A 12,981-nucleotide genomic window follows, 5' to 3' on the forward strand; every position below is an offset into this window, starting at 1 on the left:
TGCAGAGTTCGCGCGGGGTCTTGCAGGATTTATCATTTCAGCTTGCCGCACATCACCTCACAAAGGAAACGCGCATTATGAGCCAGGGTAACCCTCTGTCGCTGCATGTCCCGGAGCCAACCGGCCGTCCGGGTTGCAAGACCGATTTTTCATATTTACAGTTGAGCAAGGCCGGCGAAGTCCGCCGGCCACCGGTGGATGCACAGTTCGGCGATACCGCCGACCTCGTCTCCTCCCTGATCCGCGTGCTGGACGAAGACGGCAATGCCGTCGGTCCCTGGGCGCCGGACCTCTCCCCCGAACAACTGCGCTTCGGCCTGCGCACGATGATGAAGACGCGTATCTTCGATGCGCGCATGGTCATCGGCCAGCGCCAGAAGAAAATGTCCTTCTACATGACCTCGCTCGGCGAGGAAGCCATCGGCACCGCGCATTCGCTGGCCCTGAAGGACGGCGACATGTGCTTCCCGACCTATCGCCAGCAAAGCCTCCTGATGGCGCGCGAATACCCGATGGTCGACATGATCTGCCAGCTGCTCTCGAACGAGCGCGACCCGATGAAGGGACGCCAGCTGCCGGTCATGTATTCGGTACGCGAAAAAGGCTTCTTCTCGATTTCCGGCAACCTGGCGACGCAGGTGCCGCAGGCGGTCGGCTGGGCCATGGCCTCGGCCATCAAGGGCGACACGAAAATCGCCTCGGCCTGGATCGGCGACGGCGCCACCGCGGAAAGCGACTTCCATACCGCGCTGACCTTCGCCCACGTCTACCGCGCCCCCTGCATCATCAACGTGGTGAACAACCAGTGGGCCATCTCGACCTTCCAGGCAATCGCCGGCGGCGAGAGCGTCACCTTTGCCGCCCGTGGCGTCGGGGCCGGCATCGCATCGCTGCGCGTGGACGGCAACGACTTCCTGGCCGTGTACGCGGCCTCGTGCTGGGCGGCGGAACGCGCCCGCAACAACCTCGGTCCCACCCTGATCGAATGGGTGACCTACCGGGCCGGCCCCCACTCCACCTCCGACGATCCGTCGCGCTACCGCCCGGCGGACGATTATTCCCGCTTCCCGCTCGGCGACCCGATCAATCGCCTGCGCCAGCACCTGACGAAAATCGGTGCCTGGTCCGACGACGAACACGAGCGCGTGCAGGCCGACCTCGAAGCCGAGGTCATCGCCGCGCAGAAGGAAGCGGAACAATTCGGTACGCTGGCCGATGGGCGCGTACCGAGCGCCGCGTCGATGTTCGAGGATGTCTACAAGGACATGCCCGAGCACCTGCGCCGCCAACGTCAACAACTGGGGGTATGAAAATGGCACGCGACAAAGATCCGGTCACCACGCAGATGACCATGATCCAGGCCCTGCGTTCGGCCATGGATGTCATGCTCGGCCGTGACGACAATGTAGTGATTTACGGCCAGGACGTCGGCTACTTCGGCGGCGTCTTCCGCGCCACCGACGGCCTGCAGGCCAAGTATGGCAAGAGCCGGGTGTTCGACGCGCCGATTTCCGAAGGCGGCATCGTCGGTACCGCCGTCGGCATGGGCGCCTACGGTTTGCGTCCGGTCGTGGAAATCCAGTTCGCCGATTATTTCTACCCGGCGTCCGACCAGATCGTCTCCGAGGCGGCGCGCCTGCGCTACCGCTCGGCCGGCGACTTCACCGCACCGATGACGATCCGCATGCCCTGCGGCGGCGGCATCTACGGCGGCCAGACCCATAGCCAGAGCCCGGAGGCCCTGTTCACCCACGTCTGCGGCCTGCGCACGGTGATGCCGTCCAATCCCTACGACGCCAAGGGTTTGCTCATCGCCTCGATCGAGAACGACGATCCGGTGATCTTCCTGGAACCGAAGCGACTGTATAACGGCCCCTTCGACGGCCACCACGACCGTCCGGTGGTGTCGTGGTCCAAGCACCCGCTGGGCGAAGTCCCGGAAGGCTATTACACCGTCCCGCTGGACAAGGCGGCGATTTTCAGGCCGGGCAACGACCTGACCGTGCTCACCTACGGCACCATGGTCTGGGTCTCGGAAGCTGCCGCCATGGAATCGGGCGTGGACGCCGAGATCATCGACCTGCGCACCCTGTGGCCGCTGGACCTGGACACCATCGTCGAGTCGGTGAAAAAGACCGGCCGCTGCGTGGTCGTGCACGAAGCGACGCGCACCAGCGGTTTTGGCGCGGAACTGGCTGCACTCGTGCAGGAGCACTGCTTCTATCACCTGGAAGCGCCGATCGAGCGCGTCACCGGATGGGATACTCCCTATCCGCACGCGCAGGAATGGGCGTATTTCCCGGGGCCCGACCGTGTCGGCGCCGCGTTCAAACGTGCGATGGAGGCGAAATAAATGGGTATTCACGTCATCAAGATGCCGGACCTGGGTGAAGGCATCGCCGAGGTCGAAGTCGTGGCATGGCATGTCAAGCCGGGCGACACGGTCAAGGAAGACCAGGTGCTGGCCGACGTCATGACCGATAAAGCCACCGTCGAGATTCCCTCGCCGGTGCACGGCGTCGTCACCTCGCTGGGCGGCAAGCTCGGCGAAGCCATGGCCGTCGGCGCCGAGCTGATCCGCCTCGAGGTCGAAGGCGCAGGCAACTTCAAGGGCGATGCGAAAACGCCGGCCGAAGCAGTCAAGCAGGCCTTTGTCGCCGCGGCGGAAAGCGCCGGCACCACCGCGGCGCGCGCCGGCGGTGGCGCCACCGTCGACGAATTCATCCCGATCACCGTGGCACAGCCGGAAACGGTCGTCACCAGCGTGACCAGCGCCGAGACCGCGGCGCCGGCGGGGGCCGCGCCACCGGCGAAACCGGCCCCGGCCTACACGCAAGCCGGCGGCGGCGCAGCGAGCCCGGCCCACCACGGCCGCGCTGCCGGCGAAAAAGCCGCTGGCCGCTCCCGCCGTGCGCCAGCGCGCACGGGACATGGGCATCGAGCTGCAGTTCGTCACCGGCAGCGGTCCCGCGGGCCGCATCCAGCATGCCGACCTCGACGCATTTGTCGCACGCGGCCAGAAGAAGGCCGCGGAAGGCGACCGCCGCTATGCCGTGCTCGAGGGCGAACAGGCCATGCCGGTCATCGGCATGCGCCGCAAGATCGCCGAGAAGATGCAGGAAGCGAAACGCCGCATCCCGCACTTCACCTATGTGGAAGAAATCGACGTCACCGAACTGGAAGCGCTGCGCGTGCAACTGAACGCACGCTATGCCGGCCAGCGTCCGAAGCTCACACTGCTGCCGCTGATCATGCGCGCCACCGTGCTCGCGATCCGCAAGTACCCGTCCGTCAACGCCCGCTTCGACGACGACGCCAATATCGTCACCACCTACAATCCGGTCCACCTGGGCATCGCTGCCCAGACCGACGCCGGCCTGATGGTACCGGTAGTGCGCAACGCCGAGGCACGCGACCCCTGGTCGGCCGCCGCCGAAGTGGCACGCCTGGCCGAGGCCGCGCGCAGCGGCAAGGCCCTGCGCGAAGAGCTCAGCGGTTCCACCATCACCATCACCAGCCTGGGCGCCCTGGGCGGCATCGTCACCACGCCGGTCATCAACCGGCCGGAAGTGGCGATCATCGGCGTGAACCGTATCATCGACAAGCCGGTGATCCTGAATGGCGCCATGGTCGCGCGCAAGACAATGAACCTGTCGTCCTCCTTCGACCATCGCGTGATCGACGGCATGGTGGCGGCCGAGTTCATCCAGACCATCCGCGGCTACCTCGAGTGCCCGGCAACCCTGTTCGTGGAGTGAAGCGATGAACCAGATTACGACGAAACTCCTCGTCATCGGCGGCGGCCCCGGCGGCTATGTCGCCGCCATCCGCGCCGGCCAGCTCGGCATCCCGACGATCCTGGTCGACGCCGGCCAGCTCGGCGGCACCTGCCTGAACATCGGCTGCATTCCCTCGAAGGCCCTGATCCACGCGGCAGAGGAATTCGAAAAGGCCGGCCACTATGCCAGCGGCTCGGCCATCGGCATCTCCGCCGCCGCGCCATCGATCGACATCGCCCGCACCGTGGCATGGAAGGACGGCATCGTCAAGCGCCTGACCGGCGGTGTCGGCACGCTGCTGAAGAAAAACGACGTCCAGGTGATCCAGGGCTTCGCCCGCATCCTCGACGGCAAGACGGTCGAGGTCAAGGGCGCCGACGGCGAAATCCAGCGCATCGGCTGCGAGCACCTGCTGCTGGCCGCCGGCTCGGAAGCGGTGGAACTGCCCTTCATGCCCTTCGGCGGCATGGTCGTCTCGTCCACCGAAGCGCTCTCGCCGTCCGGCATTCCGAAGCAGCTGGTGGTGGTCGGCGCCGGCTATATCGGCCTCGAACTCGGCACCGCCTACCGCAAGCTGGGTGCCGAAGTCACGGTTGTCGAAGCCGCGCCGCGCATCCTGCCCGCCTATGACGCAGAACTCACCAAGCCGGTCGGCGCTGCCTTGAAGCGCCTCGGCATCGACCTGCGCCCGGAAACGAAGGTGCTCGGCCTGAACGCGGCCGGCGACGGCGTGCGCGTGCAAACGGCCAACGGCGAGGAACTGACGCTGTCGGCCGATAACGTGCTGGTGGCCGTCGGCCGCCGTCCGCGCACGGGCGGCTGGGGCCTCGAGTCGCTTCAGCTCGACATGAACGGCCGGGCGGTGAAGATCGACGACCAGTGCCGCACCTCGATGCGCAACGTCTGGGCCATCGGCGACATCGCCGGCGAGCCGATGCTGGCGCACCGCGCAATGGCCCGGGCGAAATGGCGGCCGAGATCATCTCGGGCAAGCGCCGCCACTTCACCCCGGCAGCGATGCCGGCCGTGTGCTTCACCGATCCGGAAGTGGTCGTGGTCGGCATGACGCCGCAGGAGGCCGACGCCGCCGGCGTCGAGGTCATCAGCGCGAACTTCCCGTTCGCCGCCAATGGCCGCGCGATGACGATCGAATCGACCGACGGGTTTGTGCGCGTGGTGGCCCGGCGCGACAACCACCTGATCCTCGGCTGGCAGGCGGTCGGGCGCGGCGTGTCCGAGCTGTCCACGGCCTTCAGCCATTCGATCGAGCTCGGCGCCCGCCTGGAAGACGTGGGTGGCACCATCCATGCCCATCCGACCCTGGGCGAAGCGGTGCAGGAAGCAGCCCTGCGGGCATTGGGGCATGCCTTGCATATCTGATTCCTGGCGCCTGCTCCTGCGGGCGGAAACATAATTACCAACGGGAATCAAGTGTTGGTGTAAAAGCGCGGAAACTCATTTCCGCGCTTTTTTTTAACCCGACCAGATTTCCGTTTCCCGCACTTCACAAGCTTATGTGTGAGCGCCAGATAATCAGCCTGAGATGAATACGAGCCAGTGAGAATGCGTGAGAATCCCAATCGGCAAGTTTCTGGGAATATCTATCAAGCCTGGCATATGCATTGATAAAATCTGCGAATGCGGATAAAACCTGCGATAATTGCGGCCGTGCGGCGATAGGGCCGCATGCACATAATAGTCAGAATAAGGTTCCTGGAAAATGTTCAAGAAAATCGCAGTTGCAGCAGCACTCGTTATCGCTTCCTCGTCGGCGCTGGCCCAGCAATCCCCGGAGTGGTATGTCGGCGCCGATGTCGGCTCGACCAAGATCGACGGCGCGGACCGTGAAACCGGCCTCGGCGGCTTCTTCGGCTACAAGATCAACAAGAACTTCGCAGTCGAAGCCGGCTACCACCGCCTGGCGAAGGCCGATGTGGCCTACTACGATCCGGAATTCGATGCCGACGTGCGCGCCAGCGCCAAATTCGACCAGATCGACTTCTCCGTCATCGGCACGCTGCCACTGAGCGAAGGCTTCAACCTGTACGGCCGCCTGGGCTACAACCGCCTGGAAATCAAGAGCACTGCGACGGCGACCATCGGTAGCGAGACCGGTAGCGCGCGGGAATCGCAACACGAGAACAAGGTCCTGTACGGCCTGGGCCTGTCGTATGACTTCGCTCCGAACGTCACCGGCCGCCTCGAAGTGCAAAAGCCGCACAGCGACATCACCAAGATCGCCGTCGGCGTCGCGCTGGGCTTCTGATCGTCATTCTCCACCGTGACCGGCTGCGCCGGCACCGTGCAGAATCCCGGAATGCGCAGGCATTCCGGGATTTTGTTTTTCATGCGGTTTAGCGGGCGATCGCCGCTCCGCACTGCCCGCTCCGTCAAACGATCGCGTAAATGGGAACAGGATGCCGCATAAGCGGCTCGGCAGCGAGTGACTCGCGACGGCTTCCATCGACATTTTATTCCAGCAGCATAGCCGAGTGGTGTTCTCGTCTGCCCTGGTGGTCATGCAAGGCCTGTCGAATATCTGCTTGATACCACGAAAATGTAAGGGCGGTATCCATGCCGATTGGGCTGACGTGTTTCCCCGATCGGTCGCGGGATGGAAAAGCGGTCGAAATTAGTTCAATGCAGAAATATTCTCGTAAGACAATAATAGGTTTTAATAAGGTCCTGAAAATGTACAAGCAACTTGCAGTTGCGGCGGCGTTCGCCATCGCTTCCTCATCGGTTCTTGCTCAGCAAGCACCGCAGTTCTACGCCGGAGCCGACTTCAGCTCCATCAAGTCCGACGACGTGCCGCATGAAAACGGTTACGGCGCGTTCGGCGGCTACAGGATCAACGAGCACTTCGCGGTGGAAGCGGGCTACCACCGCCTTGCCAAGACGACGACGTCGTACGACTATGAGTCTGACTCATTCAGTTTCCACAGCTCGGGCCACTCCAAGCTGTACCAGGCAGACGTCTCGCTCATCGGCACCCTCCCCTTGGGCAAGGGCATCAGCGCCTACGCTCGCCTTGGCGTCGATCATCTCAAATCCAAGGGCAGCGGCACCGTCACGATCAATGGAGTGACGACGGACATTACAGGCTCCGTCTCGGCCACGCGTGGCCTGTACGGTATCGGTCTGTCCTATGCCTTCAGCCCGACGATCGCAGCCCGCATCGAAGTGCAGAAACCGCACAGCGAGATCGTCAGGACTGCCGCCGGCGTCGCTTACAGCTTCTGATCCTGTCGTGCCATGGCCGTGGCCGACGATCGACCCGGAACTGCGGGCATGCAGCTCCGGTCTATTTTTTCCCGTATCGCTGCCGCCAGCGGACTGATTTAACAATTCAGCGGATTAATTGACCGATCGGTTAGAAAGCGTGAGATTCCAAGCGCCTGAATCGATGAGGATATTCTCCATTGAAGCGCTCACAGCGGGCGAATATGTGCGGCCGAATTGTAAAATTGGCCAAATTGAGCGATAATAATGAGCGACGGCAATAACTCCGTTCGCTAAAAATAATCGCATTAGGAAATTCAGAAATGTTCAAGCAAATCGCAGCTGCTGCGGCACTCGTCATCGCCTCCTCCTCGGCTTTCGCCCAACAGGCACCGAAATTCTACGTCGGCGCCGACGTCACCTCGACCAAAGCCAAAGATACCGACGGTAACGAGACCGGCTACGGCGCGTTCGCCGGCTACAAGTTCAACGAGAACTTCGCCATCGAAGGCGGCCTGCGCCGCCTGGCCGATATCAGCGACACGTACTACGACGACTACTATGACGTCGACATGAACGAGAAGGTCAAGCTCAACCAGACCAGCATTGCCGTCATCGGCACCCTGCCACTGAGCAGCGGCTTCGGCATCTACGGTCGCCTCGGCTACAACCATGTGAAAGCCAAGTACCGCGTCACCGCAAGTTCGGGCGGTTTCAGCGCATCGGAAGCGGATTCGTACTCGGAAAACAAGGTCGTCTACGGCGCCGGCCTGACCTATTCCTTCACCCCTGCCATCGTCGGCCGCCTGGAAGTGCAAAAGCCGGTCAGCGACCTGACCACCGTCGTTGCCGGCGTGTCGTTCGGCTTCTAAGCGCACGACCTTCCGGCAGCGCCGGATTGCCTGTCGAAACCCGGACCGCGCAGGCGGCCCGGGTTTTTCTTTTTCCGGAATATGGTGCGGGCCGTGCCGCGCGCCCCGCCTGTACAATTACACAACACTTTCGCACAGGCTCCCATGGCGACCGCCCCCCGCATCCTCGTGATCTACGCCCACCCGGCGCCACACCGCTCGCGCATCAACCGCCGGCTGGCCACGGCTGCCGCAGCGCTCGACGGTGTGCTGGTGCACGACCTGTACGAGACCTACCCCGATTTCTTCATCGACGTGGCGCGCGAACAGGCGCTCCTGGAAGCAGCCGAACTGGTCGTGTTCCTGCATCCGATCCGCTGGTACAGCATGCCCTCGCTGCTCAAGGAATGGGTCGACAGCGTGCTGCTGCCCGGCTGGGCCTACGGCCCCGGCGCCGCCGCACTGCGCGGCAAGGTCTACTGGCTGGCCGTCACCACCGGCAGCCCGGAAGCGAGCTACGGTCCAGGCGAACGCCACGGCCGGCCCTTCGCCGACTTCCTGCCGCCTTTCGAACAGACCGCCCTGCTGTGCGGGATGACATGGTGGCCGCCGCACATCCTGCACGGCACCAACAGCACGGACGACCAGGCGATCGATGCCCACGTTGCCGCCTTCCGCGACCGCCTCCAGGCGTTCCTGCGGACCCCACGGACGGGAGCCGCCCATGGAACATAGCCTGCTGACCAACGCCCTCGTCTACCTGGCCGCGGCCGTCCTCGCCGTGCCGCTCGCCAAGCGGCTGGGACTGGGGGCCGTGCTCGGCTACCTGCTGGCCGGGATGGCCATCGGTCCCTGGGGCCTGGGACTGATCCGCGAAGTGGAAGACATCCTGCACTTTTCCGAATTCGGCGTCGTGCTGCTGCTCTTCCTGATCGGCCTCGAGCTCGAGCCCGAGCGCCTGTGGACCATGCGCGGACCCATCTTCGGCTGGGGCAGCGCGCAGGTAGCGCTGGTGGCCGGGGCCCTGTTCGGCGCGGCCGTGCTGGCAGGCGTCGACTGGCGCGTGGCGCTCGTGGCCGCGCTCGGGCTGTCGCTGTCATCAACCGCCATTGCCCTGGCGACCCGGGCGAACGCAACCTGATGGCCACGCCCGCCGGCCAGGCCGGGTTCGCCCTGCTGCTGTTCCGGGACATCGCGGCCATTCCGATGATTGCGCTCGTGCCGGTCCTTGGCGTGGCCGCGCGCGACGCCGCCGGCGGCATCGATGCCCTGCGCCTCCTTGGCGTGGTCGTCGGGGTCGTGCTGGCGGGCCGCTACCTGGTGCGCCCGGCGCTACGCATCATCGCCAAGTCGGGCATGCGCGAGATCTTCACGGCCTTTGCGCTGTTACTGGTGATTGCCATTTCGCTGCTGATGCAGTGGGCCGGCATGTCGATGGCGCTGGGCGCCTTCATGGCAGGGGTGCTACTGGCCGACTCGGAATACCGCCATGCGCTGGAAACCGACCTGGAGCCCTTCAAGGGTCTGCTGCTGGGGCTGTTTTTCATTGCGGTCGGGATGTCGGTCGACTTCGGGGTGTTCCTGTCGCGCCCCTGGCTGGTCCTGGGCCTGGTCGTCGCTTTCCTGGCGATCAAGCTGGCGGTGCTGTTCGGGCTGTCCTTCGTTTGCCGGATCGCGCGCGGCCAGCGCTGGCTGTTCGCCTTCCTCCTCTCGCAAGGCGGCGAATTCGCCTTCGTCGTGTTCGGCGCGGCGGGCACGGCGGGCGTCTTCACGCCGGAGACGGGATCGGTCCTGGTCGCGGTGGTGGCACTGTCGATGGTGGCCACGCCGCTGCTGCTCCTGCTGCACGACAAGCTGCTGGAACCGCGCTACCGCGGCCAGAACCGGCGCGAGGCCGATGCCATCGAGGACAACGAGGGCCATGTGATCGTCGCCGGCTTTGGGCGTTTCGGCCAGATCGTCGGCCGCCTGCTGCGCGCGAACGGGATCAGGCTGACCGTGCTCGATCACGATCCCGACCAGATCGAACTGCTGCGCCGCTTCGGCTTCAAGGTCTTCTATGGCGACGCCACCCGGAGCGACCTGCTGCATGCCGCCGGCGCCGCCAAGGCGCGCGCACTGGTGCTGGCGATCGACGACATCGACGACAGCCTCGCCCTGGCCGACGCCGTGCGCGAACAGTTCCCCGATTTGCCCATCCTCGCGCGCGCCCGCAACGTCACCCATTACTACCAGCTGATGGACCGCGGCGTGACCATCATCGAACGGGAAACCTTCGAATCGGCCCTGCAGCTGGGCCGCCGTACGCTGCGCCAGCTCGGCTACGGCGCCTACCGCGCGCGCCAGGCGACCCTCAAATTCCGCGAGCACAACCGCGCCAGCGTCGACGCCGTCTATCCGTATTACAAAGACCGCGAGCAGTACGTGTCGATGGCCAAACGCGCCAGGGATGAGCTCAACGAGATGTTCGCGCGCGATCTGAAGAATTACGAGAACGAGACCGATCGCGGCTGGGACTAGGCGAACCTGGAAAGCACCTTGCCCGGGGCTCCGGCCGCTCCACCGCACGGGCCAACCCCGCCTCGCGCTTTCGGCCGGAAGCGCATCGGCAGCGGGACCGCGGCACGCCTGGCGCGGTCCCGCGGGCGCTTCCACGCCCGGTTGCACCGCCCAGACCCGCCCGATCGTCTTAAGGCTGGGTTACCAGGGGATCGTCTCCCTTCCCGATTTCGCTTGGTGTAAACGCAAATTCAGGCGCTTTGACCATGCCATACGAGGTAAAGGACACCTCGTGCCCCAGTTTGCCACTGAAGGTGACTTCGTCGCCGCGCTTGAGCGAACTTGCAAGCTTCTTGCCTTCGTCCGTCACCATGACCATCTTGAATTTCACGTCGCCATGCTGGGCAACGACCAGGGTGCCGAAGGTATCGCCGATCTCTTTCACGGACGCCTTCCATTTGACGACATCCTGTCCGGCCGCATACATGGCGTTCTTGTATTTGTCGGCGACTTCCTTTTCAAGAATGGCGTTGTCCTTGGAATCGGCTTCGCTGTAATCGTCTTGCATCTGGTCAACCAGCTTCATGAACTCCTGCTGCGCAGGGGGCAGTTTCGACGAACACCCGGCAAGCTGCACTACGGCCGCCGCCGCAGCGACGAGAAAAATTGCTGACCTCATTACTTCTCCTGTTAAGAACCCACTCCACCCGATAACGCTACAGAATTTGTAGCGATAATCAGGATAACACTCATTGTTTCTTTTAATCAACTCGAATGATGTTGAGCCGGAAAAGGGAGGCGATTCAGTGCATTCCGTGTAGAAACACGGGCGTCAGTTCGCAATGTATCCTGACAGCAACAAAAACGGCGATAATGGCAGCGCAAGTCGGCAGTTGCCGCAGGCGCCATCTCATTAATCCGGAAAAAGTGATAGCCTGTGCGAGTGGCAAACTGCGCTTCGCCGGTGCATTGCCACTGGCGCCGCGGCGAGTCCGCCGCCGTGGCGATTTCGCTAATATGTGTAGAATACCAAGTTTTCCCACCGGATACTAAGTGAACAAACGAGATCCCAGCAGCGCATTCCTTGCCACCGGCGGGGCGGTCGGCGCGCGCATCGCGGCCATGGACTGGTCCGCGCACGCGCTCGGCCCGGTGTCGGGCTGGGATCCGGCCTTGCGCACGGGCCTGGGCATCGTGCTCAGTTCCTCGTTTCCGGCCTTCCTGGCCTGGGGCGAGGAAATGTCGCTGTTCCATAACGACCCCTACCGCCCCATGCTCGGCAAGAAAGACAATGTGCTCGGGCGTCCGTATTCCGAGGTCTGGCACGAAGTCTGGGATACGCTGGGCTCGTACGCACGGCGCGTGCTCGCGGGCGAGTCCTTCTTCTTCGAGGACTATGCCACCACGCTCGAGCGCAACGGCTTCCCGGAACCGGCCTGGTTCACGTTTTCCTACAGCCCCCTGCGCGATGAAGCGGGCGAGGTCCGCGGCCTGATCTGCACCGTGGTCGAGACGACCGGCAAGGTCACCGCACTCGCGCGCCACAGGGAAGCCGAGGAGCGGCTCGCGCTCTCGCTCGAGGCCTCGGGCAATATCGGCACCTGGTCGTATGGGCTGGACGACGGCCTGACGACGGTCGACGAACGCTTCGCACGTCTGTTCCAGGTCGATGCCGCGCTGGCGCGCAGTGGCACCGAGCTGACGCGCTTTACCGACGTGGTGCATCCTGACGACCGCGCGCGCGTCGTGGCGGCGATCGCGGCGGCCGTGCGCGACGGCACCCTCTACGATATCGAATACCGCATTCCGCAGAAGCGCGGAGTCGACACCTGGGTCAACGCCCGCGGCAAGGTGTTCACCGACCCCGGCGGCGGCCAGCGCCGCTTCGCCGGCATCGCCGTCGACATCACCGCGCGCAAGGCCGCCGAACAGGCCCTGCGCGACACCGAGCGCGCCGCCTTGCGCGCTACGGCCCGCGCCGACGAGAGCCGGCGCCGCCTCGACGCCCTGCTCGACGCCGCCCCTGTGGGCATTGTCTATGTCGACGCGGCCGGCGGCCTGCTGGCGGCAAACGCCACCAACCGCGTGATCTGGGGCGAACACCCGGCGCCGGCGGCGACCGACGAGTATGCCGCCTGGCGCGGCTGGTGGCCTACCGGCAGCGAGCGTGCCGGCCAGGTCGTCGGCGCCCACGAATGGCCGCTCGCCCTTGCCCTGGCCGGTGCCGACACCGCCGAGGCGACGGTCGAGATCGAACCCTTCGGCCGGCCGGGCGTGCGCAAGACCATCCTGGTGCGGGCGCAAGCCCTGCGCGACGAGCATGGCCTGGTGGCCGGCGCCGTCGCCGCCAACATGGACGTCACCGCCCAGGTCGCGGCCGAACGCGCGCTCCAGGCCAGCGAACAGAAATTCCGCAACATCACCAACCTGATGCCGCAAATGGTCTGGTCGTCGGGCGTCGACGGCCGCGACCAGTACGTGAACCGGCGCTGGCATGAATTTACCGGCCTCGAGCGACTGGGCGACGCGCGCAACGGCTGGCGCGCGCTGGTCCATCCCGACGACCTGCCTGAATTGCTCGGGCGCTGGCGCGAGAGCTTCACGCGACACCAGCCCCTTTGAACTCGAGC

8 protein-coding genes and 3 pseudogenes are annotated in these 12,981 nt (G+C 64.5%); 10 read left to right on the forward strand and 1 reads right to left on the reverse strand.

What is annotated here, in order from left to right; all coding sequences use genetic code 11:
• The first annotated feature begins 77 nt into the window (after positions 1 to 77).
• The 9 genes and pseudogenes from G4G31_RS16455 (at position 78) to kefC (ending at position 10,372) form a co-directional block, all read left to right on the forward strand.
• A complete protein-coding gene (locus G4G31_RS16455; RefSeq protein WP_182988566.1) occupies positions 78 to 1,310 on the forward strand; it encodes a 3-methyl-2-oxobutanoate dehydrogenase (2-methylpropanoyl-transferring) subunit alpha in 1,233 nt (410 codons plus the stop codon).
• A 2-nt stretch (positions 1,311 to 1,312) separates the two neighbouring features.
• Positions 1,313 to 2,353 (forward strand): alpha-ketoacid dehydrogenase subunit beta, encoded by a 1,041-nt coding sequence (locus tag G4G31_RS16460; RefSeq protein WP_202033627.1) that lies wholly within the window; start codon positions 1,313 to 1,315, stop codon positions 2,351 to 2,353.
• Positions 2,354 to 3,758, forward strand: a pseudogene (locus tag G4G31_RS26480) (dihydrolipoamide acetyltransferase family protein).
• A gap of 4 nt (positions 3,759 to 3,762) precedes the next feature.
• A pseudogene (gene lpdA / locus G4G31_RS16470) lies at positions 3,763 to 5,159 on the forward strand (dihydrolipoyl dehydrogenase).
• Positions 5,160 to 5,499: 340 nt separating this feature from the next.
• Entirely contained in the window at positions 5,500 to 6,045 is a 546-nt protein-coding gene (locus tag G4G31_RS16475; RefSeq protein ID WP_182988568.1) for an outer membrane beta-barrel protein, read from the forward strand.
• A 425-nt stretch (positions 6,046 to 6,470) separates the two neighbouring features.
• On the forward strand, positions 6,471 to 7,022 hold the full coding sequence (locus G4G31_RS16480; protein WP_182988569.1) for an outer membrane beta-barrel protein: 552 nt from the start codon (positions 6,471 to 6,473) through the stop codon (positions 7,020 to 7,022).
• A 302-nt stretch (positions 7,023 to 7,324) separates the two neighbouring features.
• On the forward strand, positions 7,325 to 7,873 hold the full coding sequence (locus G4G31_RS16485; protein WP_182988570.1) for an outer membrane beta-barrel protein: 549 nt from the start codon (positions 7,325 to 7,327) through the stop codon (positions 7,871 to 7,873).
• A gap of 144 nt (positions 7,874 to 8,017) precedes the next feature.
• On the forward strand, positions 8,018 to 8,587 hold the full coding sequence (locus G4G31_RS16490) for an NAD(P)H-dependent oxidoreductase (RefSeq protein ID WP_182988571.1): 570 nt from the start codon (positions 8,018 to 8,020) through the stop codon (positions 8,585 to 8,587).
• Positions 8,577 to 10,372, forward strand: a pseudogene (gene kefC, locus G4G31_RS16495) (glutathione-regulated potassium-efflux system protein KefC). Before G4G31_RS16490 ends, kefC begins: the two are co-directional and overlap by 11 nt.
• A gap of 169 nt (positions 10,373 to 10,541) precedes the next feature.
• Here the strand turns inward: kefC and G4G31_RS16500 are convergent.
• Entirely contained in the window at positions 10,542 to 11,030 is a 489-nt protein-coding gene (locus G4G31_RS16500) for a hypothetical protein (RefSeq protein ID WP_182988572.1), read from the reverse strand.
• Between the two features lie 374 nt (positions 11,031 to 11,404).
• On the opposite strand from G4G31_RS16500, the gene G4G31_RS16505 reads away from it, so the two are divergent.
• On the forward strand, positions 11,405 to 12,973 hold the full coding sequence (locus tag G4G31_RS16505) for a PAS domain-containing protein (RefSeq protein WP_182988573.1): 1,569 nt from the start codon (positions 11,405 to 11,407) through the stop codon (positions 12,971 to 12,973).
• The last annotated feature ends 8 nt before the right edge of the window (positions 12,974 to 12,981 follow it).

Origin of the sequence: Massilia sp. Se16.2.3, assembly GCF_014171595.1 — a bacterium.
Lineage (GTDB): Bacteria > Pseudomonadota > Gammaproteobacteria > Burkholderiales > Burkholderiaceae_D > Telluria.

Coding starts and splice junctions, on each gene's coding strand:
- G4G31_RS16455 (WP_182988566.1), top strand. CDS start 78: ATGAGCCAGGGTAACCCTCTGTCGCTGCATGTCCCGGAGCCAACCGGC.
- G4G31_RS16460 (WP_202033627.1), top strand. CDS start 1,313: ATGGCACGCGACAAAGATCCGGTCACCACGCAGATGACCATGATCCAG.
- G4G31_RS16475 (WP_182988568.1), top strand. CDS start 5,500: ATGTTCAAGAAAATCGCAGTTGCAGCAGCACTCGTTATCGCTTCCTCG.
- G4G31_RS16480 (WP_182988569.1), top strand. CDS start 6,471: ATGTACAAGCAACTTGCAGTTGCGGCGGCGTTCGCCATCGCTTCCTCA.
- G4G31_RS16485 (WP_182988570.1), top strand. CDS start 7,325: ATGTTCAAGCAAATCGCAGCTGCTGCGGCACTCGTCATCGCCTCCTCC.
- G4G31_RS16490 (WP_182988571.1), top strand. CDS start 8,018: ATGGCGACCGCCCCCCGCATCCTCGTGATCTACGCCCACCCGGCGCCA.
- G4G31_RS16500 (WP_182988572.1), bottom strand. CDS start 11,030: ATGAGGTCAGCAATTTTTCTCGTCGCTGCGGCGGCGGCCGTAGTGCAG.